The organism is Photobacterium proteolyticum, from assembly GCF_001939735.1.
Lineage (GTDB): Bacteria > Pseudomonadota > Gammaproteobacteria > Enterobacterales > Vibrionaceae > Photobacterium > Photobacterium proteolyticum.
Genome location: NZ_MJIL01000100.1, coordinates 44,748 through 67,159, shown reverse-complemented (window position 1 = coordinate 67,159; position 22,412 = coordinate 44,748). Strand labels below are relative to the sequence as shown.

At 52.7% G+C, this 22,412-nt stretch carries 18 protein-coding genes; 3 read left to right on the top strand and 15 right to left on the bottom strand.

The window, feature by feature from the left end:
• Positions 1-153: 153 nt before the first annotated feature.
• The 6 genes from BIT28_RS27820 to BIT28_RS27795 all read right to left on the bottom strand — a co-directional run bounded on the left by BIT28_RS27820 (position 154) and on the right by BIT28_RS27795 (position 6,615).
• On the bottom strand, positions 154-1,005 hold the full coding sequence (locus tag BIT28_RS27820) for a hypothetical protein (RefSeq protein ID WP_075768222.1): 852 nt from the start codon (positions 1,003-1,005) through the stop codon (positions 154-156).
• A 1,377-nt stretch (positions 1,006-2,382) separates the two neighbouring features.
• Positions 2,383-2,679 carry a DNA-binding transcriptional regulator Fis gene (fis, locus tag BIT28_RS27815; protein WP_005372656.1) on the bottom strand — a complete coding sequence of 99 codons (297 nt, stop codon included), beginning with the start codon at positions 2,677-2,679 and terminating at the stop codon, positions 2,383-2,385.
• Between the two features lie 22 nt (positions 2,680-2,701).
• A complete protein-coding gene (dusB, locus tag BIT28_RS27810; RefSeq protein ID WP_075768221.1) occupies positions 2,702-3,667 on the bottom strand; it encodes a tRNA dihydrouridine synthase DusB in 966 nt (321 codons plus the stop codon).
• A 163-nt stretch (positions 3,668-3,830) separates the two neighbouring features.
• A complete protein-coding gene (gene prmA / locus BIT28_RS27805) occupies positions 3,831-4,715 on the bottom strand; it encodes a 50S ribosomal protein L11 methyltransferase (RefSeq protein WP_075768220.1) in 885 nt (294 codons plus the stop codon).
• Between the two features lie 165 nt (positions 4,716-4,880).
• Positions 4,881-6,341, bottom strand: a complete 1,461-nt coding sequence (gene panF, locus BIT28_RS27800) for a sodium/pantothenate symporter (RefSeq protein ID WP_075768219.1) — start codon at positions 6,339-6,341, stop codon at positions 4,881-4,883.
• The gene (locus BIT28_RS27795; RefSeq protein WP_075768218.1) at positions 6,334-6,615 is read right to left on the bottom strand and encodes a YhdT family protein; all 282 of its coding nucleotides are present in this window, start codon (positions 6,613-6,615) and stop codon (positions 6,334-6,336) included. Before BIT28_RS27795 ends, panF begins: the two co-directional genes overlap by 8 nt.
• Positions 6,616-6,708: 93 nt before the next feature.
• Between BIT28_RS27795 and BIT28_RS30250 the strand changes: the two genes are divergently transcribed.
• Positions 6,709-6,834, top strand: a complete 126-nt coding sequence (locus tag BIT28_RS30250) for a hypothetical protein (RefSeq protein ID WP_281251619.1) — start codon at positions 6,709-6,711, stop codon at positions 6,832-6,834.
• Here the strand turns inward: BIT28_RS30250 and accC are convergent.
• The 6 genes from accC to BIT28_RS27765 all read right to left on the bottom strand — a co-directional run bounded on the left by accC (position 6,826) and on the right by BIT28_RS27765 (position 14,216).
• Positions 6,826-8,169: an acetyl-CoA carboxylase biotin carboxylase subunit gene (accC, locus tag BIT28_RS27790; RefSeq protein WP_075768217.1), complete on the bottom strand. Its 1,344-nt coding sequence runs from the start codon at positions 8,167-8,169 to the stop codon at positions 6,826-6,828. The two genes, BIT28_RS30250 and accC, sit on opposite strands and share 9 nt — an antisense overlap.
• A gap of 12 nt (positions 8,170-8,181) precedes the next feature.
• On the bottom strand, positions 8,182-8,643 hold the full coding sequence (gene accB, locus BIT28_RS27785) for an acetyl-CoA carboxylase biotin carboxyl carrier protein (protein ID WP_075768216.1): 462 nt from the start codon (positions 8,641-8,643) through the stop codon (positions 8,182-8,184).
• A gap of 25 nt (positions 8,644-8,668) precedes the next feature.
• Complete coding sequence (gene aroQ, locus BIT28_RS27780; protein WP_075768215.1) at positions 8,669-9,121, bottom strand: type II 3-dehydroquinate dehydratase; 453 nt, start codon at positions 9,119-9,121, stop codon at positions 8,669-8,671.
• Positions 9,122-9,570: 449 nt separating this feature from the next.
• The gene (acs, locus tag BIT28_RS27775; RefSeq protein WP_075768214.1) at positions 9,571-11,520 is read right to left on the bottom strand and encodes an acetate--CoA ligase; all 1,950 of its coding nucleotides are present in this window, start codon (positions 11,518-11,520) and stop codon (positions 9,571-9,573) included.
• Positions 11,521-11,723: 203 nt separating this feature from the next.
• Entirely contained in the window at positions 11,724-12,347 is a 624-nt protein-coding gene (locus BIT28_RS27770) for a 3'-5' exonuclease (protein ID WP_075768213.1), read from the bottom strand.
• A 66-nt stretch (positions 12,348-12,413) separates the two neighbouring features.
• A complete protein-coding gene (locus BIT28_RS27765) occupies positions 12,414-14,216 on the bottom strand; it encodes a DUF294 nucleotidyltransferase-like domain-containing protein (RefSeq protein WP_075768212.1) in 1,803 nt (600 codons plus the stop codon).
• 214 nt (positions 14,217-14,430) lie between these two features.
• Between BIT28_RS27765 and BIT28_RS27760 the strand changes: the two genes are divergently transcribed.
• Positions 14,431-15,594, top strand: a complete 1,164-nt coding sequence (locus tag BIT28_RS27760) for a 3-phenylpropionate MFS transporter (RefSeq protein WP_075768211.1) — start codon at positions 14,431-14,433, stop codon at positions 15,592-15,594.
• Positions 15,595-15,718: 124 nt separating this feature from the next.
• Positions 15,719-19,168 carry a hybrid sensor histidine kinase/response regulator gene (locus BIT28_RS27755; RefSeq protein ID WP_075768210.1) on the top strand — a complete coding sequence of 1,150 codons (3,450 nt, stop codon included), beginning with the start codon at positions 15,719-15,721 and terminating at the stop codon, positions 19,166-19,168.
• Between the two features lie 156 nt (positions 19,169-19,324).
• Here the strand turns inward: BIT28_RS27755 and BIT28_RS27750 are convergent, their stop codons facing one another.
• From BIT28_RS27750 to BIT28_RS27740, 3 genes are all read right to left on the bottom strand, one after another.
• On the bottom strand, positions 19,325-21,028 hold the full coding sequence (locus BIT28_RS27750) for a sodium:solute symporter family protein (protein ID WP_075768209.1): 1,704 nt from the start codon (positions 21,026-21,028) through the stop codon (positions 19,325-19,327).
• A gap of 11 nt (positions 21,029-21,039) precedes the next feature.
• On the bottom strand, positions 21,040-21,306 hold the full coding sequence (locus tag BIT28_RS27745) for a DUF4212 domain-containing protein (protein WP_075768208.1): 267 nt from the start codon (positions 21,304-21,306) through the stop codon (positions 21,040-21,042).
• A gap of 227 nt (positions 21,307-21,533) precedes the next feature.
• Entirely contained in the window at positions 21,534-22,169 is a 636-nt protein-coding gene (locus BIT28_RS27740) for a response regulator transcription factor (RefSeq protein WP_075768207.1), read from the bottom strand.
• Between the last annotated feature and the right edge of the window lie 243 nt (positions 22,170-22,412).

The window sequence follows — 22,412 nt, the reverse complement described above, 5'->3', positions numbered from 1 at the left end:
AAAATAAGGGTAGAGAAAAAGAGGGTAAAAAGGTGATCGAAAAAAAACGGAATCCTAGATCACAATCGCCGGAATACGCAAAAATGCCGAGTGTAACGCATCACCTTGATGGTCTTGATAAAGTGTCGGCTGCGCGACACTTATCCTTATTTGTTAGGCATTTTTTAGAATGTCAGCATATTCATAGCCAGCATGTGTAATTCTAAATACTTGTCCCTTATGACCTACAGGCTCAACATACCCTTCATTTATTAGGCTATTTAGAGCCGCGTCCCATCTTGCTATTTCTCTGGCAGAGTCATTTTGTAATATTTGCTTGCCGTTAGTTTGTATTGAAGAACCACCCAAGTAAGCGACCTTCATTATGTCTCCATGGCTATCATTCGATGCTTCAATTAGCAATTCACGCGCTTCAGCGCTTAACTGAGGTTTAGAGATCTCAGGATAACCACCGAATGGGTCGATAATTATGGACTCTTCACGTTGGAAACCCACAAATGGATCTTGTTTATTAGCTCTTCGTACTAGAGCTTCGTTGATAATATTGCTGAAAGCATCTAGTGTTTCGTAGGATGACACTAGACCTTTCTGATAGCACTCATCCTTAAACGCCATCAATTTCTGATATTGTTCTTGATCTACCGAACCCATTTGGACTGGTTGGTCAGAGAAGCAGATCATTGCTGGTTTGCCTTTGTTTATGTGTTCTCTTATTTCTTCCAAAGTTCCACTTTCATGGTCACCGGTTGGTGTTCCAATCCGTGTCCAGAACATCCCAACTAAAAAATCTGCGTCTTGCAGAATTTGTTTATTCAGAACGCCTTGAGCTCTGTCCCCCATTGCTGAGTATGAATGAGTTTCCCAGCCAATGGCTTGAAGCACAATTCCTGTTTCTTCTGAGTGAAGATCATTCCATTTCTGAATTACTTCACGAGCAATTTGCCTCTCTTTTGCTACATCACTTGGTGACGCTAGGAATACCTTATATACATTAGCTGTGTACATTTATTTTCCTTATAAACTGAGTCAAACATTCCAAAATGCCTAACGTCGTGTTCAACAAATTGGGATCGTATATCACACAATGCTACATGTTTTATATGAATATGCTGTGAGCTTGGTAGTTAAAAGTCACACTATTTTTAAAGAGGTAGTATCAGACTTATTCTGCCCTTTAAGCCCCCTCTGGTTCCCGTAGCGACGATTTAAGTAGTAACTGCGGAGTTTGGGGTGGCAGTTGCTGTGAAAGCTGCTGGTATGGGCAATAGAAAGCCTCATTCTTAATAGGAAGAACTGTGGGTCGTAAGAAAGTATTGCTGCTATGCTCGACGAGGGTCTGGTTAGTTTGAACTGTTACTGATTACAGAAAATCCATTCACCATATTTACTGCTTCACTAAAGTATTTAGTATCAATAGGTTAAGGATGGTGAAAGAGTTGGTGAAAAAGGGTGTCATTCACCTTAGTGACATTTACCCGTTGGTTAGTAGTGAAAGAATGGGTGAAAGATGCTTTTCCATATACATGCGTAAGCTTTTGTATAATTGAGAAAAAACGTAATGATGAAAAGGTGAATGAATTCTCGGAGCTAGTACACACATGGGTAAAGGGCTTTAACGTGTTGGTAGCTGTTCATACCATAGGCTTTTGTAGTATCCAGTTTTTGAAATTATGCCAGTACCTCTTCCACTTCGTTGGAGAAGTTGGGGAGTTTTTGTGTCCCAGGTACAGACAGTAAAATTCACCATCATCCGTGTGTCCATGGATTGATGTTGGTCTCTCTGTGTTTTTCCTTTCGTTAGACATTTGCTCTTCCTATTTGTCATCGCTGATGTTGTTGTGAACAGCATGATGAGTGCTTAGTTTGGGGGCGAAATTGGCACAAATCACGATAATTTCTTTTCACCTTCGCTACTTGTCTATTTTCGAAACGGAACAGGTGATCACTTTTATTTGATATAGCCTTATAGTCAATGTGACAAAAACACTTATTAAACAATACACTAACGGTAAAAGTACAGAAAGGTATGTACCTCCAATTACGAAATAGTGATCACTTTTATGATCACTTTTTTTGATCACTACTGTGGTTGATGTTCATGAGTTACTTACATCGTGTTTTTACTTGAAGGACTACTGTACTTGCGTAGAAAAGCACTTGTCTGACTACTGCTCAATCACACGAAAAGTGCCGCAGCGAAGAAGTGGAACTCAAAGGCTACTGTAGGAGAGGGTTAACAGATAGGTTCGTCACATGATTTATTTTGTGGGTGATTTTTGTGGGTGATTTTCTGCTGGTGGGTTGTGTTGTGGGTTTCAAATAAATAAAAGGCCTTGCCAATGAAGGCAAAGCCTTAATAAACATAAGCTTAGTGAAAAGCTATTAGTTCATGCCGTATTTTTTCAGCTTCTTGCGAAGTGTACCGCGGTTGATACCCATCATAGTGGCTGCGCGCGTCTGGTTGCCGCGGGTGTACTGCATGATGGTGTCTAGTAGCGGCTGTTCAACTTCAGCAAGTACTAGCTCGTACAGATCATCGACTTCCTGACCGTTTAACTGAGCAAGGTAGTTTTTAAGCGACGCTTTGACAGAGTCACGTAGTGGCTTCTGTGTGATTTGGTCCTGTGAAGTTACAGTTGTCACTGTTAATGCTTCGGAAGTCAGATTTTGTTCGAACATATTCTGTAAGCTCTTCTAGTATTTATGCAACGTTTTCGAAGTAGCCTTGCAGCGCATCGAGTTGCTGTTGGGCATCTTCGATAGCGTTGAAGGTCCGGCGAAAATCACCAGCAGGGGCATGTTCCTTTAGGTACCAAGACACGTGTTTACGTGCGATGCGTAATCCTAAATACTCCCCGTAGAAACGGTGAAGCTCCTGAACATGGCCCAGCATAATGCCACCCACTTCATCCATGGACGGAGCAGGCAGGTGTTCGCCAGTTGTTAAGTAATGGTGGATTTCCTGGAAAATCCACGGCCGTCCCTGTGCAGGTCGGCCAATCATCAAAGCATCGGCACCGGTATAATCCAGTACGAAGCGCGCCTTTTCCGGAGAGTCGATATCACCGTTAGCGATCACCGGGATAGACACTGCTTTTTTCGCTGCTTTGATGTAGTCGTATTCTGCCTCGCCTTTGTACATGCAAGCCTTGGTGCGGCCGTGAAGGGCCAGCGCCTGAATGCCACACTGCTCGGCAAGCTGTGCGATAGAGACACAGTTACGGTTATCAAGATCCCAGCCCGTACGCGTTTTCAGCGTTACAGGAACGTCAACGGCATCCACCACGGTCCGAAGAATCTCTTCGATCAGATCGGGATATTGCAGCAGTGCCGAACCGGCAAGCCGCTTGTTGACCTTCTTGGCCGGACAGCCCATGTTGATATCGATGATTTGCGCACCGTTCTCAACACTGAATTGTGCCGCTTCAGCCATTAGCTTCGGATCGGCACCGGCAATCTGAACCGAGCGGATGCCCGATTCGCCTTCGTGAACCATCCGGTTCTGGGACTTAGACGTTTTCCATAGATCTGGATTTGAAGACATCATCTCGCTTACAGCCATTCCTGCCCCGTAGCGCAGGCATAGTTCACGAAATGGCCGATCGGTCACACCCGCCATTGGCGCGACTATCAGCTGGTTTTTAAGTTGATATGGACCGATCTTCAAACGTCTGTTCCTGACTGTGCCAGTAAGGGCGCGCATTTTACGCATTTTTTCCCTTTCTGAAAAGGCCAATAATTGAGCATTTAGTTTTTGATTTGCAAAACTGCATGTTTTTCAATCGATTGGCTATTTCTTGCACAATAAATTTGTCTTAAATATTCGACGATTAGGCCTTGCGGCCCGCAATTCGGCACCATTCTTCACGGGCCGTGATCGGGTCCAGGTTCAGCTCATCGCTGTAGTAGGAAGCAACATCCTCAGCCTGGCTTTCCAGTACGCCTGAGATGGCTAGATCGCCGCCAGTCTTCACCAGGCTTTTGATCACTGGCGAAAGCTCTCGTAGCGGACCGGCAAGAATGTTGGCAACGACGACATCAGCCTGAATATTTTCTGGCTGATCTTTTGGCAGGTACAGCTCAAGCTGGTCGGAAACGCCATTGCGCTCAGCGTTGTCACGCGAAGCAAGAATAGCCTGCGGGTCAATATCGATACCGATCACTTTGGCCGCACCCAGCTTGATGGCAGCAATAGCCAAGATACCCGAGCCACAGCCGAAGTCGATAACGGTTTTGCCAGTGAGATCCTGGCCGTCGAGCCACTCCAGACATAGGGAGGTGGTCGGGTGGGTACCGGTACCAAAGGCCAGTCCCGGATCCAGTAAGACATTCACCGCATCCGGCTCCGGGGCTTCACGCCAGCTCGGGCAGATCCACAGGCGACGGCCGAAACGCATTGGGTGGAAGTTTTCCATCCACTCACGCTCCCAGTCCTTGTCTTCCAGCTGTTCAACTTTATAGGCGAAGTCTTCGGCAATCAGCGGGCTGTTTTTCAGCATGCTGAGCACGAAATCCATGTCAGCTTCTGCATCATACAAGCCAATCACATCGGTATCACCCCAGAGGCGGGTTTCACCGGGTAGCGGCTCGAATACCGGTGTGTCTTGCGCATCGAGGAATGTCACGGACAGGGCGCCAGTTTCTTCCATCAGCATATCGCCAATAGCTTCAGCATTTTCAGCTGTTGCGTTCAGTTTGATTTGAATCCAAGGCATGGGTTAATTCGCTTTAATGTTTGGCTACGGTTCAAGGACGCGGAGTCTAGCATAAAATTTAGTCAGCCCGCATCTACTTCGTCGGTCTGCGGCTACGTGTCCTGTGGGGTTAGTCCGGAAAAAGATAGCACCAAATGGTGCTATCTTGCGGGTAAAGTGTAAGGTTCAGAGCTGATGTTGCGGACTAGGTGCCGAAACGGGTTTGGCCAGGCTGCCGAGGACAAAGGTGACTAGGCTAAGGGCCAGCGTCGGGACGATAGCGTGCATCCCCCCCAGATCCGGCTTGACCAGCGACAGGCCGATGTAGCAGCCAAGGCCGGTTACCATCGAGGCGAACGCCCCGGTGGCAGAGGCTTTTTTCCAGTACAGCCCGAGAACCAGTGGCCACAGGAACACTGCCTGCATACCGCCGAAGGCCAGCAGGTTGAGCCAGATAATCATGTCCGGCGGGTTGGTGGCGGCGACAAAGACCAGGGCCGAGAAAATACCGGTTACCCATAGCGATAGTTTCGGCAGGCGGGACTCGGCTTCCGGTCCCTCGGCGGCTTTAGGGTTGATGTAGTTGAGGTACAGATCCTTGAGCAGCGTTGCCGAGGCCTGGATCAGCTGCGAGTCGATGGTCGACATAATCGCGGCCATCGGCCCGGCCAGGAAGATCCCGGCGATGACAGGAGGCAGTACGGTCATCATCAGAGTCGGCATGATCTGATCCGGGGTGGCAATATCGGGCACGATGGCGCGGCCAAGCGCACCGGCGAGGTGCATGCCCAGCATCAGGAACGCGACCATGGCCGTGCTGATCACCATGCCCTTGTGCAGCGAGCTGCTGTCTTTGTACGACATACAGCGCACCGCCGCATGTGGCAGGCCGATCACCCCGAAACAGACCAGCACCCAGAAACTGAGCATAAAGGGCTGGGAGAGGAAATTATCCGGCCCAAACGGCGTGACCAGCTCGGGGTCGATATGATGCAGCTCGGTTACCAGTTCGCCGATGCTGCCACCGGCGTGCACGATGCCGACCAGCAGGGCGATGGTACCGATGATCATCATGACGCCCTGAACGGTGTCTGTCATCACCACGGCACGAAAGCCGCCGATAGTGGTATACAGGCCGACCGTCACGGCAAACAGCATCAGGCCGTGGGAGTAAGATAACCCGGTGACGGTTTGCAGCAGGCGGGCACCGCCGACAAACTGCACCACCATGGTGCCAAAGAAGGCCAGCAGCAGGGCCAGTGAGGCGAAGATAACGACGGCCCGGTTCTTGTAGCGGGCATAGAGAATATCATTGAGGGTCAGGGCATTGTGGCGGCGGGCCTCGATAGCAAATTTTTTGCCGAGTACCCCCAGCGTAAGCCAGGCGGCAGGCAACTGGATCATGGCCAGCAAGACCCAGCCCAGTCCCATCTTGTAGGCTGCGCCCGGGCCACCGATAAAGGAGCTGGCGCTGGCATAGGTGGCTGCCAGTGTCATGGCCAGTACGAAGCCGCCCATGCTGCGGTTGCCGACCAGATATTCATTGAGGAAGCCCTTGCCACGCTTGTGGTGTCGGCGGGTAAACAGGGCCAGGCCGAATACGGCTGCCAAATAGAGGATAAGTGGAATTAGTAGCTGACTATTCATCCGGGGTGTCCTTGTCGAAATCCAGAGACATATCCCGGTAGACGTACTTCACCATCAAGCCACATAGCAGGGTAAAGATCACCGGGCCGATAATGCAGGCAAGCAGGAACCAGAGCGGAAAGCCCCAATACAGCTGCGGTAAGGTCTCGTGTACGTTGCTTGGTGCGAACGCGTAGGCCGAGCAATACCACCAGAGGAAGTAGGCCAGAGCTAAGCCGATTGCCCATTTGGCTTCCTTATGGGCCTGGCGGTAGCGAGCAGAGAGCGTCTTCATGCCGAAGTCTCCAGTCAATTAGCAACACTACTCAGAGAAGAGGTTGATAATACTGAGAGTGAGCATTGTTCATACAAATAAAGGTGGGGTATTGTGGCAAAAGAAAAGCAGCAGTGCCAGAAAGCAGATCAAATTGGTGTTGGTGGGAGTGAAGCGGGCATAAAAAAGGCTGCCAGTCTGGCAGCCTTTATATCATACAGTGAGCAATTACTACTGTAGACCTAGTTTCTTCTCAAGATAGTGGATGTTAGCGCCACCATGTTGGAAGTTTTCGTCTGCCATGATGTCCTGCTGCAGAGGAATATTGGTCTTGATACCGTCGATGATTGCCTCGCCAAGCGCGTTGCGCATGCGCGAGATCGCCACGTCACGGTTTTCGCCGAAGGCAATCAGCTTGCCAATCATTGAATCGTAGTGTGGTGGTACCGAGTAGCCGGTGTAGATGTGAGATTCCCAACGGATCCCCATGCCACCCGGTGCGTGGAAACGTTCAATCTTGCCCGGACAAGGCAGGAAGCGCTCTGGGTCTTCGGCATTGATACGACATTCAACAGCATGGCCACGAACCTGGATGTCGCTCTGGCTGAACGACAGTGGCTGGCCGGCAGCAATACGCAGCTGCTCTTTGATCAGGTCGACACCGGTAACCATCTCGGTCACTGGGTGCTCTACCTGGATACGGGTGTTCATTTCGATGAAGTAGAACTCGCCGTTCTCGTACAGGAACTCGAAGGTGCCCGCGCCGCGGTAGTCGATCTCGATACATGCACGCGTACAGCGCTCACCGATGTACTTGCGCATCTCTTCGGTGATACCCGGTGCCGGCGCTTCTTCCACCACTTTCTGGTGGCGACGCTGCATTGAACAGTCACGCTCGCCCAGGTGGATAGCATTGCCCTGACCATCGGCCAGAACCTGGACCTCAATGTGACGAGGGTTTTCCAGGTACTTCTCCATGTATACCATGTCATTGCCGAAACACGCTTTGGCTTCGGCACGGGTCATGGCAATCGCCTCGGACAGCTCGGCCTCGGTGCGTACAACGCGCATACCACGACCGCCGCCGCCACCGGATGCCTTGATGATCACCGGGTAGCCGATACGCTTGGCAAATGACTTGTTCTTGATTTCGTCATCATCCAGCGGGCCGTCAGAACCAGGAACACAAGGAACACCGGCTTTTTTCATTGCGTTGATCGCAGAAACCTTGTCACCCATCATGCGGATAGTTTCCGCTTTCGGGCCAACAAAAATAAAGCCGGAACGCTCAACCTGCTCGGCAAAATCAGCATTCTCGGACAGGAAGCCGTAACCCGGGTGGATAGCCACCGCGCCGGTGATTTCTGCCGCACTGATAATGCGCGGAATGTTCAGGTAGCTGTCAGTCCCTCTGGCAGGACCGATACAGACGGACTCATCAGCCAGAAGAACGTGCTTGAGATCGCGGTCAGCCGTTGAGTGAACCGCGACGGTTTTGATCCCTAGCTCTTTACACGCACGTAATATACGTAACGCAATTTCGCCTCGGTTGGCGATAACTAATTTATCTAACATAGGGCGCCCCGGTTACTCGATGATAACTAGTGGCTGATCAAACTCGATTGCATCGCCGTCTTCAGCAAGAATCGCAACCACAGTACCCGCCTGATCAGCTTCGATTTGGTTCATCATCTTCATCGCTTCAACGATACATAGTGTATCGCCAACATTGACGCTCTGGCCGACTTCAACAAATGCTTTTGCTTCAGGGCTAGGGGCACGGTAGAAAGTACCTACCATTGGAGAAAGAACCTGGTGGCCTTTAGGTGCAGCTGGTGCTGCAGGCGCTTCGGCTGCTGCAGGAGCGGCTGCCGGTGCGGCAACAGGCGCAGCTGGTGCTGCGGCAACAACTTGAGCTGGCGCGGCAACAGTGGCTACTGGGGAGTTACGGCTAATGCGTACAGACTCTTCGCCTTCAGAAATCTCAAGCTCCGAGATACCAGACTCTTCTACCAGTTCGATTAGCTTCTTGATCTTACGAATATCCATTTATCTTTCTCTTTATGTTGTTCATTTAGCTGTCTGAATGCAGGCGTCGAACCGCTGCATTCAGGGCGAATTCATATCCGTCCGGGCCGAGACCACAAATCACACCGACTGCCTTATCGGACAGATAGGAATGGTGGCGGAACGGCTCTCGGGCATGGACGTTAGACAGATGCACTTCAATAAACGGGATCTGGACCCCGAGCAGGGCATCGCGGATCGCTACGCTGGTGTGCGTGAAAGCGGCCGGGTTGATAATGATAAAGTCCACCTTGCCATGGGCATTATGGATAGCATCAATCAACTCATGCTCGGCATTAGATTGAATGTGGCCTAGCTCTACGCCCAGTTCGGTTGCTTTGGCAGTTAAACTCGTAACTATTTGAGCCAGTGTCTGCTGGCCGTAGTGGCCGGGCTCTCTGAGACCTAATAAGTTCAGGTTAGGTCCATTGATAAGTAAAATTCGTTGAACGGTCGACATCTTGACGTTATATCACTTGTTTTTTGAGGTTTTACTCTAACAACGTGCAGGTAACTGCAACCTTGCTTCCCGTGTATCTCAATTCTGCTGCCAAAACATGCTTGGTGAGCAATTATAGTGAATTCAACGCAAATCGCAGCAAAATACTGGTCTAATCACCACAATTTTATGTGGACACGTGTACGCTGTATTCTTGATATTGTTGAATTAGACGACAGTTTGTTCGCAGAGTTCAGCCCGGCGCATCTAAGTTGTGGCGGAGTCCACGCTTTTGGTTGCGGACTTGTTTCATTTATCACATTCCGGAATGCCGACGTGGAGAGTGATAGGGGCTGGATGCCAGGTAGTGTAGCTGGCCAGGCAGCATAAGCTAGCTAACTGGTTGGAAATTTAGACATTTGACGAGAAAACCGCCCGAAGGCGGTTTGATCATGTTGCCGAGATAAAGGTTAGAGGACTTTTTGTTTCTCGGCGATAAGTTTATCGACCACGCTCGGATCGGCCAGGGTCGAGGTATCCCCCAGGGTGCCGGTGTCGCCGGTGGCAATCTTGCGCAGAATACGTCGCATAATTTTACCGGAGCGGGTTTTCGGCAGGGCATCGGTCCAGTGGAGGAAGTCCGGAGTGGCAATCGGGCCGATTTCTTTACGTACCCATTCCTTTACCTCTTTATGCAGTTCGGCACTCGGTACCTCGCCGTTGTTGAGGGTGATGTAGGCATAAATGGCCTGCCCCTTGATGTCATGCGGTACGCCGACGATGGCGGCTTCGGCAATCTTGTCGAAGGCTACCAGGGCTGATTCGATTTCCGCGGTGCCCATCCGGTGGCCGGAGATATTCAGCACGTCATCGACGCGCCCTGTGATCCAGTAGTAACCGTCTTCGTCACGGCGGGCACCGTCACCGGTGAAGTACATCCCCTGGAAGGTGGAGAAATAGGTTTGCTCGAAGCGGTCATGGTCGCCCCACAGCGTGCGCATCTGGCCCGGCCACGAATCAATCATCACCAGGTTGCCTTCGGTCGCCCCCTCAAGGATGTTGCCCATGTTATCGACGATGGCGGGCTGGACACCGAAGAAAGGTCGGGTTGCCGATCCCGGTTTCAGCTCGGTCGCGCCAGGTAGCGGGGTAATGAGGATCCCGCCGGTCTCGGTTTGCCACCAGGTATCAACAATCGGACAGCGGCTGTCGCCGATGGTGCGGTGATACCACTCCCACGCTTCCGGGTTAATCGGCTCACCGACCGATCCCATGATGCGCAGCGAAGAACGGTGCGTGCCTTCAATGGCCTGGTTGCCTTTGGCCATCAGGGCACGGATTGCCGTTGGGGCGGTATAGAGGATGTTGACGTTGTGCTTGTCGACCACTTCGCTCATACGGCTGGTGGACGGATAGTTCGGCACGCCTTCAAACAGCAGGGTCGTGGCGCCGTTGGCCAGCGGGCCATAAACCAAATAGCTATGACCGGTGATCCAGCCGACATCAGCCGTACACCAGTAAACATCGCCTTCCTGGTAGTCGAAGACATACTTGAAGGTCATTGTCGCATAGACCAGATAGCCACCGGTGGTATGCAGCACGCCTTTCGGTTTGCCGGTCGAGCCCGAGGTATAAAGGATGAACAATGGATCTTCGGCGTTCATTTCTTCCGGTTCGCAGTTCGCCGAGGCAACGGCTGTCGCGTCGTGCCACCACACATCGCGGGTGTTATCCCACTCGACTTCGCCGCCGGTACGCTTGAGTACCAGTACCTTTTCAACGGTGGTCACGTCGTCATTGGCCAGCGCGTCATCGACATTTTTCTTCAGCGGGACGGCACGGCCGCCACGGACACCCTCATCAGCCGTCACGACGACCTTGGCATTGGAGTCAATAATACGCCCGGCAAGTGCCTCCGGCGAGAAACCGCCAAAGACGATAGTGTGGACGGCACCGATGCGGGTACAGGCCAGCATGGCAACGGCTGCTTCTGCTACCATCGGCATGTAGAGGCAGACGACGTCACCCTTGCGTACGCCCTGGCTTTTCAGTGCATTGGCAAATTTACAGACTTCCTCGTACAGCTCGTTGTAGGTCAGGGTGGCATCGTCAGACGGGTCGTCACCTTCCCAGATAATCGCGGTCTGGTCACCGCGGGTAGCCAGGTGGCGGTCGAGACAGTTGGCGGACACGTTCAGGGTACCGTCTTCAAACCATTTAACACTGACATGGCCGGTGTCAAAGGAGGTGTTCTTGACCTGGGTAAAAGGCTTAATCCAGTCAACAATCTGGCCGTGCTCGCGCCAGAAGCCTGCCGGGTTGATCACCGACTGTTGATACATCTCGCGGTATTGCTCGTCAGTCACGTGGGCGTTAGCAGCAATATCCTTGTGTACTGGATATATATGAACCTCACTCATTCTTTTCTCCTTGTGTTCCGTCAATGTCCGTACCGGACCGGATTATTTTTTTCATTTTGTAATTACTAACTTCTGATAGATCGCAGCTAGCCACAATTAGACTTTAGGATGAGAGTTGGGAGTTTATTGTGGCAAGGTATAAGTTACATAACGTTTGCATTAAAAACCTTGCACCGCGCAAGGTGTTGGAGGGAGTTCTGGGATCAGGCGGAACGCAGGGTCGGGATGTCGCCATGCTTGAGCCGGACATAAATCAGGGCGGCAGTAATGGCATCCTGCAATGCATCGTGGCGGTCCGAGACCGGCAGATCCAGGTGACGACTTATGGCTTCGAGGCTGAGGTCGTAATAGGCATTGGGCAGCAGTCGTTCAAGCCTTTCATGGTAGAGGTGGCTGACCTCTACCATTTTGTTGGGCAGGGAAAAATCGAACAGGCGTTGATAGTAGCGATCGAGGATCGTTTTATCATAGCGGATATGGTAACCGACCAGTGGCCGGTTGCCGATGAATTCCAGCAACTCGGTAAGTGCCTGGCGTTCATCAAGCCCTTCCAGAAGGTCCTGGTGGCGGATCCGGTGGATGGCGATTGAGTCGGCATCGAGACTGACCGGCGCACGCAGGGTCAGGTGAATCGACTGGCTGGTGAGGATCCGGTTGGCCTTGATCCGGGTGGCGGCAATGGTGACCAGCTCGGCACTATGGGGATCCAGGCTGGTGGTCTCGCAGTCCAGCGAGACCAGCTCATCGCCCTGATAGTTCTCGAACAGCGCCTGATAGGGGCTGGCCTTGAGTTTATGTTGGTACCACCAGCGTCGCAAAATATTCATAGCGTGTATCGAGTGCCGCAGCGTTAGTTTCTAGGTTATAGATTCTAGTGTCTTGGCGCTCGCTCCTTAATCTCTGATCTGATAGTGATAGCCCAGCCACTCTTTGAATTTCTTGACCACGTGAAGGCTGTGGCGAAGCAGATCGCGCTCGGCGCGGCTGAGATAGCTGATATTAAGATGTTGCTGCAAGCCGTTGGCCTGATGATCGAGTTGCTGTCTGAGGCGGAGCTTGATAAACAGCTTCAGCGCCTCGCTCAGGTTTGAGGCGGTTGAGGGCTCCAGTACCTTGCACTGTTCCAGCAGGCTCAGGCGCTGGAAGGTATTGTTGTCCTCGATGTTGTGTTCCAGTGCCAGGGCCCGAATACCGTGAACAATCGGGAAAATACCGCCGCGCTTGATATCCAGCCCTTCCTTGCCGGCCTTCAGTTTGCCAAATAGCGTTAGCGGAACACTGAACTTCAGTGCAGGGCGGGTAAAGGTCGCCAGTAGCAGCTCTTGATCGGCCAGCTGCCGGTGGAGATGGGTTTGCAGGGGCTCTAGCAGGGCACGGTTGCCGGCAACCGCGTGACTGTCGGCCAGAATCGCCAGATCCATCATGGTGGCTTCGGTTCCGGCCTTGGCAAATTCGCTGATAGTATGTAACCACTCACTTTGGTGTTTGACCCACTTGCGGTTGTTGACCATCACCTTGCCGGGGCATAACGGGTAGCCGAGCTGGTGCAGGGTATGGGTCAGTTGCTCCATGACCTGCGGGCACTCCGGCCAGTCGACGCCGTCCTGGATGATCAGTGCATTGTCCTGATCGGTTTTTAACACTTGCTCACCGCGACCCTCCGAGCCCATGACCATAAAACAGCAGCGATTATGCATATGCTCTGGCACTACCAACCTGAACGCTTTCTCGATGATTTGCTCGTTGAGCGTGGCGATAAGCTCCATCACAAACAGGGTGTGGATCCCGTTGTTAAACAGGGTTTCGACCAGCCGGTGCTGGCTACCGGCCGCCATGGCCAGTTCCTCGATGGTTTCTGCCCGGGCAATGCGCAGAGTAAGGACATGCGAGTGGGTCGAGAACAGGCTGAGCACCTGGGTGAGATCCAGCATGCCGGCCACCTGGCTGCCATCAAGCACCTGGACCCGTTTCACCTTGTTTCGGGTCATGGCCAGCATGGCATTGAACAGGAAGTCACCCTTGTTGACGCTGATAACCGGTGTCGTGGCTATCTGGCTGACCGGTGTCGTGGCTGGCAGGTTGTCCAGCATCACGGCATGCAGCAGGTTGGTCCGGGTCACGATACCGTATTGCGGCAGGGTATTGAGTTCGACCAGGGCGGCATCCATACCCTTGCTGCGCATTTGCTCCGTCACCGATTTGAGATCGGTATCGAACGGCACAATCATGCAGGGTTGAATATTGTCGTCACTGACCTTGGTGAGGATAAACTCGGCCAGGTTCTGCTGTTTCTGGGCTTCATCGAGCAATTGCTGGCGACGAGCGAGGTTACCGTCGAAGTAGGCAGCAAACTGCTCGCAGGAACGGTAAAGGTCGACAAAAATGGATCTGGGAAGCAAATAGCACAGGGTGTCTTCCAGTGCCGTGTAGCGGTGGCGGCTGTGATGTTCGAGCTGCGAGCGAACATCAAACATATCGTCGGCGGTATAGTGGGCGAAGATTTCCTTGCCGTCTGCCGATGTTTCTTCCACGCTGCCCTTGATGATGATGTATAGCTGGGAGCATGGCTCCTCGACATCAATGATGATATCGCCAACCCGGTAATAGGCAACATCCAGTGCGTCTGTCAGCAGGAGCTGCTGCTCATAGCTCAGGCAGTCAAAGGGGGGCAGTGAGGTATCAAACTTATCAGGCATGGCAACCATCCGACTAATTGGGTGCAGCGCACACAGGAAAATGGGTTTGGCATTGATGCAATCAGTGTCGCCCAGGATAGGAGGTGGCTCCAGACGACTTTAGTCTAGAGTGGGAAAAGAGGAAGTAAAATTGTCTGATAATTTCATTGGGAGACAGTAGCGAATTCGGCATAATGGCCAACCGTTGTACTTCTCTCTGCATATAGGACTTGGCATGTTTCGTAGTAGCCCCTATGGATGGACCTCGCAATACCTGCTTGGTTTTTTCTTTAATTATGGTGTGTATCTTCCCTTTTGGGCGTTGTGGCTTGCGCATTTGGAGGTGAGTGCCTCGAATATAGGGCTGTTGCTGGGGTTGGGTTTTGGCGTGCGTTGCCTGGCCAACCTGGTGATCACCCCGCGGATCCATAAGGCAGAGCATTTGATCCCGGCACTTCGCTGGCTGGCGCTGGCTGCTCTGATAAGCTGTGTCGTGTATATCTATTGTGGCGGTAGTTTGTGGGCACTTACTATTGTTACGGTTATCTATAACATGCTGGTTGGGCCTATTGTACCGCTGTCAGATGCACTGGCTAACCACTATGCCAAAGACGGCCATTTAGACTATGGTCGTACCCGGCTATGGGGCTCCATTGCCTTTATCGCCGGCTCAACGGTCGTGGGCCTGCTGGCGGCGGAATATAGCCCCGATGTGATCCCGTGGGTGGCCGCGGCGGGTCTGGTGGCAGCATTGGTGCTATCGATGCGCCAGCCGACCGTATTGCCTATTTCGGAAGACGGGCATGATCAGGCCCGTCCGGCCTTGATGGCGCTGCTGCGCGATAGCCAGGTAGTGCGTTTTCTTGGCGCGGTTGCCCTGCTGCAGGGCAGTCATGCGGCCTATTACAGTTTCAGTGCGATTTACTGGAAAGAAGTTGGTTACAGCGAAGCGGTCATTGGTTACCTCTGGAGTTTCAGTGTGGTTGCCGAGGTCGCTGTCTTTGCCCTGAGCAAGCGCATATTTGCCGGTTGGAGTATCTCGGCTATGTTCCGTCTGGCGGCATTGGGCGTGTTGTTGCGCTGGGGGGTGACAGCCAGCATGACCGATCTGCCGGTCTTGGTGATGGCACAGGCGCTGCACGGGGTGACTTTTGCAGCCTGCCACCTGGCAACGATTCGCTATATCCAGCAAGCCAAGAGCAACCAGATGGTAGCATTGCAGGCGCTGTATAATGCCCTGCCGATGGGCGCCTTCATGGCAATGATGACGGCCCTGAGTGGCTGGCTGTACGGGATCTGGGGTGCTGATCTGTTCTGGTTGATGGCCGTTATGGGTGTTCCTGTGTTGCTGATGAAGATTGAATCTCAGCCACGGTCGCGTTATGTAACCAATAGCTAGCTGAAAGTTATTGATTTAGGCCGAAAAAATGACGTTTCGGCCAAAGCTGTGATCGTCTTGATTGAGTCGAAGGGTGTGAATTCGTTACCATGGGCTTACATCTTATTTACAATCAGGACGTATCATGGCACAAGGATGGATTGTCGTGCCGGTCTCGCTGGCGTATCTCGGGCTGCTCTTTTTTATCGCCTGGTATGGCGATAAAAAGCCGCAATGGCTGGCAGGCTGGCGAGCATGGATTTATAGCCTTTCAATTGCGGTCTACTGCACTTCTTGGACCTTCTATGGCACGGTCGGACAGGCCAGTCAGGATATCTGGTCATTTCTGCCTATCTACCTTGCGCCGATAGTGGTATTCACCATTGGTTGGCGTATTCTGGCTCGCCTGATCTTAATCGCCAAACGCGAGCACATTACCTCTATTGCTGACTTTATTGCTGCCCGCTACGGCAAGTCGCAGGGCCTGGCCGTTCTGGTGACGGTCATTGCGGTGGTCGGGATTTTGCCGTATATCGCCTTGCAACTCCGTGGTATTACCATGGGACTGGAGCAAATTGCGCCGGATCTGGGCCAGCAGAGCGGGGTTGATGATGCCGATATTGCCTGGATGGTAACGCTGGCACTGGCGGTTTTTACTGTTCTGTTCGGTACCCGGCACATCGATAGTACCGAGCACCACCGCGGGATGATGATGGCCGTGGCATTCGAGTCGATAGTCAAGCTGGTGGCCTTTCTGGTGGTGGGGATCTTTGCGGCGGGGCTAATGTTTGAGCTGCCCGATCTGCAGGCCGTAAAACAGGAATATCTGCAGCCGAGTTCGCCAAATGTCGGTAGCCTGCTGATCCATACCATTCTCACTATGGCGGCGATTATCTGTCTGCCACGTCAGTTCCATACCATTGTGGTGGAAAACAGTCGGGCTCAGGATTTGCATATGGCCCGCTGGGTTTTTCCGCTCTACCTGTTGCTAATGGGGGTCTTTGTTGTCCCGTTGGCATTGGCCGGTCAGGCACTGTTGCCGCATATCTCGGCCGATACCTATGTGATTAATCTGCCGCTGCAGCAAGGCGCAGAGAGCATTGCCCTGCTGGCTTTTTTGGGCGGGACGTCCGCGGCCACAGGAATGGTGATTGTCTCGACCATTGCGCTGGCCATCATGGTGTCCAATGACCTGGTTCTTCCCTTGCTGCTGCGGCGGCTTCGGGTATCTGGCCGTAATTTTAGTGCCTTCTCTGGCATGTTGCTCAATATTCGGCGTGCGCTGATCCTGTTGTTGTTAATGGCCGCCTGGGGCTTCCACCAAGTGCTGGATGAGATTCAGTCGCTGTCCGGAATTGGGTTGTTGGCTTTTGCGGCCATTGCCCAGTTTGCTCCGGCCCTGCTGGGGGGAATTTATTGGCGAGAAGGCAACCGTAACGGTGTGTATGCCGGGTTGCTGGGAGGCTCGGCAATCTGGGTGATCACCATGATGGGCCAGACCAATATGCTGGCCGGTGATGCCGAAACCAATTTACTGCTGTGGTTGCTTACTCCGCCGCAATGGCCGGTACTGCACCAGCTATCGGCCGTTGACTGGGGTATGCTGCTGAGTCTGGTCGTAAATATTTCATTGTATTTTTCAGTATCGGTGCTGACCCGGACATCGCTGACCGAGCGAATGCAGGCAGCAACCTTTGTCGGGGCGCCGTTGCCTGAATCGGATAATGGCAGCCTGTACCAGGCCCGGGTGACTGTGGCCGAGCTTGAGATGCTGGCTGCCCGCTTTGTCGGGCGCAAGCGGGTACGGCATGCCTTCAAGCAGTTTGCCGATCAACACCAGGCTGATTTGCTGCCCCAGCAGCAGGCAACGGCACCGCTGATCCGTCATACCGAGCGGGTGCTGGCCGGGGTGTTCGGAGCCTCCTCGGCGCGTCTGGTACTGACCTCTGCCCTTCAGGGGCGCAATATGCAGCTGGAAGAAGTGGCAACCATTGTTGATGAAGCCTCCGAGCTGTTTGATTTTAGTCGTGGTTTGCTGCAGGGAGCGATTGAGCACATCAGCCAGGGAATAACGGTGGTGGACAAGCAGCTAAGGCTGGTGGCCTGGAACCAGCGCTATCTGGAAATGTTTACTTTCCCGCCGGGGCTGATCCAGGTCGGCCGTCCTATTGCAGATGTGATTCGCCACAACGCCCAACTGGGGCTGTGCGGCCCCGGCGATCCGGAGGCGCATGTCGCCAAGCGTGTCGAACACCTCAAACGGGGCACCGCCCATACTTCATCACGGATCAGGCCGGATGGCCAGGTTATCGAGGTGCAGGGCAACCCTATGCCCGGTGGCGGGTTCGTGATGAGCTTTACCGATATCACCGCGTTCCGGCAAGCGGAGCTGGCGCTGAAAGAGGCTAACGAGAACCTTGAAGAGCGGGTGAGGCAACGTACCCAGGAACTTGAGCAGCTTAACCGCCAGCTGGTGTCTGCCACCCAGCAGGCCGAGCAGCAGGCCCACTCGAAAGGCCGCTTTCTGGCGGCGGTCAGCCACGACCTCATGCAGCCGCTGAATGCCGCGCGGTTGTTTTCGTCGTCTCTGACAGAAGTCGCCAAGGAGGAGGAAACAACCAAGCTTGCTCACCATATCGAGAGTGCGCTGGGAGCGGCAGAAGATTTAATTGGTGATTTGCTTGATGTCTCCCGGCTGGAAGCGGGCAAGCTGCAGGTTAATGTGCATTCGTTTCCGGTCAGTGATGTGTTCAGCACGCTCAGTGCCGAGTTTGGTGCCTTGGCGCAGCAACAGGGTATCCGGTTTGAGGTGGTTAACAGCAATGCGGTGATTATTTCCGATCCCAAGTTGCTGCGCCGGGCGTTGCAGAACTTTCTGACCAATGCCTTCCGCTATAACCCGAACGGTAAAGTGGTGCTGGGGGCGCGCAGAAAGCAAGGGCAATTGACGATCGAGGTCTGGGACAACGGTCCGGGGATCCCCCAAGAGAAGCAGGCCCATATTTTTGATGAATTTACCCGTATCGAGCGGAGCGGAGTCGATCATGGCCTTGGCCTCGGTCTGGCGATTGCGCGCGGGATCAGCCGGGTTCTGGATCATCAGCTGTCATTGCGATCCTGGCCCGGTCAGGGAACGGTCTTCGGTCTCGATGTCCGCCGTGGCGAGCTTGCTCGTCGGGTGGAAAAGGCGGCATCTGTCGAGGAGAAAACCGCGCCGCTGGCGGGTATCAAAGTGCTTTGTGTCGACAATGAACCGGACATTCTGCTGGGTATGGAAACATTGCTGGCCCGCTGGGGATGCGATGTACGACTGGCTGAGACCGTGGCGGGTGCCATGCAGCAGATTGATGATGATTGGCAGCCAGATTTCGTACTGAGCGACTATCACCTGGCTAACGAGCAGACGGGCTTGCAGGTGCTGCAGCAGTGCAGCCTGCGACTGGGCAAAACTTTCCGTGGCGCGGTTATCAGTGCCGACCGGACGGCAGAAACCCAGCAGGTGATCCGCGGCCATGGTTTCAGTTTCATTAGCAAGCCGGTGAAACCGCTCAAGTTGCGGGCACTATTAAACCAGCATGTACGGGAAATGGGCTGATGTGACTACGCCCATTGCCAGTATGCAGAAGGTCAAGAAAAAAGGGCTGTGGTAGCCCCTTGGTAAGCAATAGCAATAACAGCGAATCAAGACGGATAAAAAAACGGAGCATCACGCTCCGTTTTTGTTCTCTAGCCACTGACTCTTCAGGCAGTATTAGTGATCGTGTGCGGCACCGGCGCCTTTCGGATAACGGATAGACTCAACCATATCCTGTACTTCTGTCGGTACTTCGGCAGTGAACTTGTTCACAACAATCGAGACAACAAAGTTCAGACACATACCCAGCGTACCGATACCTTCCGGACTGATACCGAAGAACCAGTTGTCAGGCGTATTTGCTGCCGGGTTGATGAACTTGAAGTAGATGATGTAAGACGCGGTAAAGGCAATACCGGCCAACATACCTGCAATCGCACCTTCCTTGTTCATCTTCTTGTAGAAGATACCCAGGATAATGGCAGGGAAGAAGGACGCAGCCGCCAGTCCGAAGGCGAAGGCTACCACCTGTGCCACAAAGCCCGGTGGGTTGATACCCAGATAACCGGCACCGACAATAGCGACGGCAGCACCCACCCGTGCGGCGAGCAGTTCCTGTTTGTCGGTCATATTCGGCTTGAAGCCTTTCTTCAGCAAGTCATGGGAAATCGAGGTCGAGATAACCAGTAGCAGACCGGCGGCTGTCGATAGTGCGGCAGCCAGGCCACCTGCTGCCAACAGGGCAACGACCCAGTTAGGCAGGTTAGCTAGCTCAGGACTTGCCAGTACGATGATGTCGCGGTTGATCTTCATCTCGTTGCGGTCATCGCCCGAGTAGAACATCTTGCCATCGCCGTTTTTATCTTCCCAGTTAACCAGGCCAGTTTTCTCCCAGTTCTTAACCCAGCCCGGTGCTTCTGCCGCAGCCACACCCTGCATATCCGGACCATTGATAGTCTCAATCATGTTGACGCGGGCAAATGCGGCAACAGCCGGTGCTGTGGTGTATAGCAGAGAGATGAACAGTAGCGCCCAGCCAGCAGAAATACGGGCATCCTTGACGCGCGGTACGGTGAAGAAACGGATGATAACGTGTGGCAGACCAGCGGTACCCACCATTAGCGCGGCACAGATAAAGAATACGTCAACCATACTCTTCGAGCCGTCGGTGTAGGCGGTGAAGCCTAGTTCTGTGGTTAACCCGTCAAGTTTATCCAGCACATAGGTTTCTGAACCTGTTAGCGTCGAGCCCATACCTATTTGCGGTAGCGGGTTGCCTGTCATCATGATGGAGGTGAAGATTGCCGGTACCAGGAAGGCGAAAATCAACACGCAGAACTGGGCAACCTGGGTATAGGTGATCCCTTTCATGCCGCCCAATACCGCGTAGAAGAATACGATACCCATACCGATGATGATACCCATGTTGATATCAACTTCCAGGAAGCGAGCGAATACCACGCCAACCCCACGCATCTGGCCTGCAACATAGGTAAAAGAAACGAAGATGGCACAAAAGACAGCTACCATACGTGCAGTTTTGGAGTAATAACGCTCGCCAATGAAGTCTGGCACGGTGAACTGGCCGAACTTGCGCAGGTAAGGCGCGAGACAGAGGGCAAGCAGTACATAACCACCGGTCCAACCCATCAGGTATACCCCGCCGTCATAGCCGACAAAAGAGATGATACCGGCCATTGAGATGAAGGAGGCTGCCGACATCCAGTCAGCGGCGGTGGCCATACCGTTGGCTACCGGGTGAACGCCGCCGCCGGCAACGTAAAACTCACTGGTTGAGCCGGCGCGGGCCCAGATTGCGATGCCGATATACAGCGCAAAGGTGATACCTACTAAAATAAACGTCCAGGTTTGGATATCCATGCTTAAACCTCTTAGTCTTCTTGTACGTTGAACTTACGATCGAGCGCATTCATACGCACTACGTAGACAAAAATCAGGGCAACAAAGGTGTATATGGAACCTTGCTGCGAGAACCAGAATCCGAGCTTGAAGCCGCCAAGCTGAATACTGTTGAGGGCATCGACAAATAAAATGCCTGCACCGTAAGATACGAGGAACCAGATGGCTAGGAGGGAGCCCATCGTTGCGAGGTTCTCTTTCCAGTAGGCCTGGGCCTGCTCCTTGGATTCAAACGCCATTGTCATCTCCTTTCACGTCGTCATAAATCACGTTAATAAAATGTTACGTAATGACAATAGCAACGAATAGGTAAGGAAACAGTGCAACTTTAGTCGAGACAGAAACGACAAAATCGCCGAAAATGCGGCGATTTTGTGACCAGTGCAGAAAAATGTGGATGTTACGAAAATGTTGAGTTAGCCAAAGGTCTAACTGTCATATTGAAAAAAACAGACCGGATAAGACCCTACTGGGTCAGATCCATCTGTTGCAGAAGAATAACGGCCTGAGTTCGGTTTTTGACTCCGAGCTTGCGGAAGATGGCCGTCATATGGGCCTTGATGGTGGCTTCGGAAACATTGAGATCATAGGCAATCTGCTTGTTGAGCAGACCGTCAGAGAGCATGCACAATACCTTGTATTGCTGCGGTGTCAGGGTGGCAATACGCTCGGCCAGCTCGTTGACTTCCTCGTCTTCTTCCCCCAGTCCTTCCGGGAAGTAGGGGTCGCCTTCCAGCACTTGGTTCAGGGCGCCTATCAGGGCCCACATGTCACTGGATTTCGGAATAAAGCCAAATGCGCCGTGGCTACGGACCTGGCGGATAACATTGGTTTCCTCGCTGGCGGAGATCACCACCACGGGAAGATCCGGGTATTGGTTGCGGAGCTGGATCAGCCCCGACATGCCGTTGGCGCCGGGCATTTTCAAGTCCAGCAGCAACAGATCTACGTCCGGCTCTTTTTCAAGTAGGGAGAGCAGGGTATCAAGGGAATCGGCTTCCAGCAGATTGGCCCCGCTTATGGCCATATGCACTGACTGAAACAGAGCATTGCGAAATAGCGGGTGGTCATCGGCAATAACAATAGTGTACTGAGCGTCCATGGCAGTCGTGTCTGATTGTTTTTAATTACGCTATCACTGCTTATAGCGTAGATCAATTTGTTAACACTCAAGATCTGAGCTGGATCGGTTCTTATGCGACAAGTCGAGCAATGATGACTTGCGTATTAAGCGATTCATCAAATTGGTCACATTATATCAATGGGATAGCGTTGATCTGGAAAGAAGGAATGATCCGGTTTGGAAAATAAAAAGAGCACCCTGGGGTGCTCTTTTTCGTCGTGG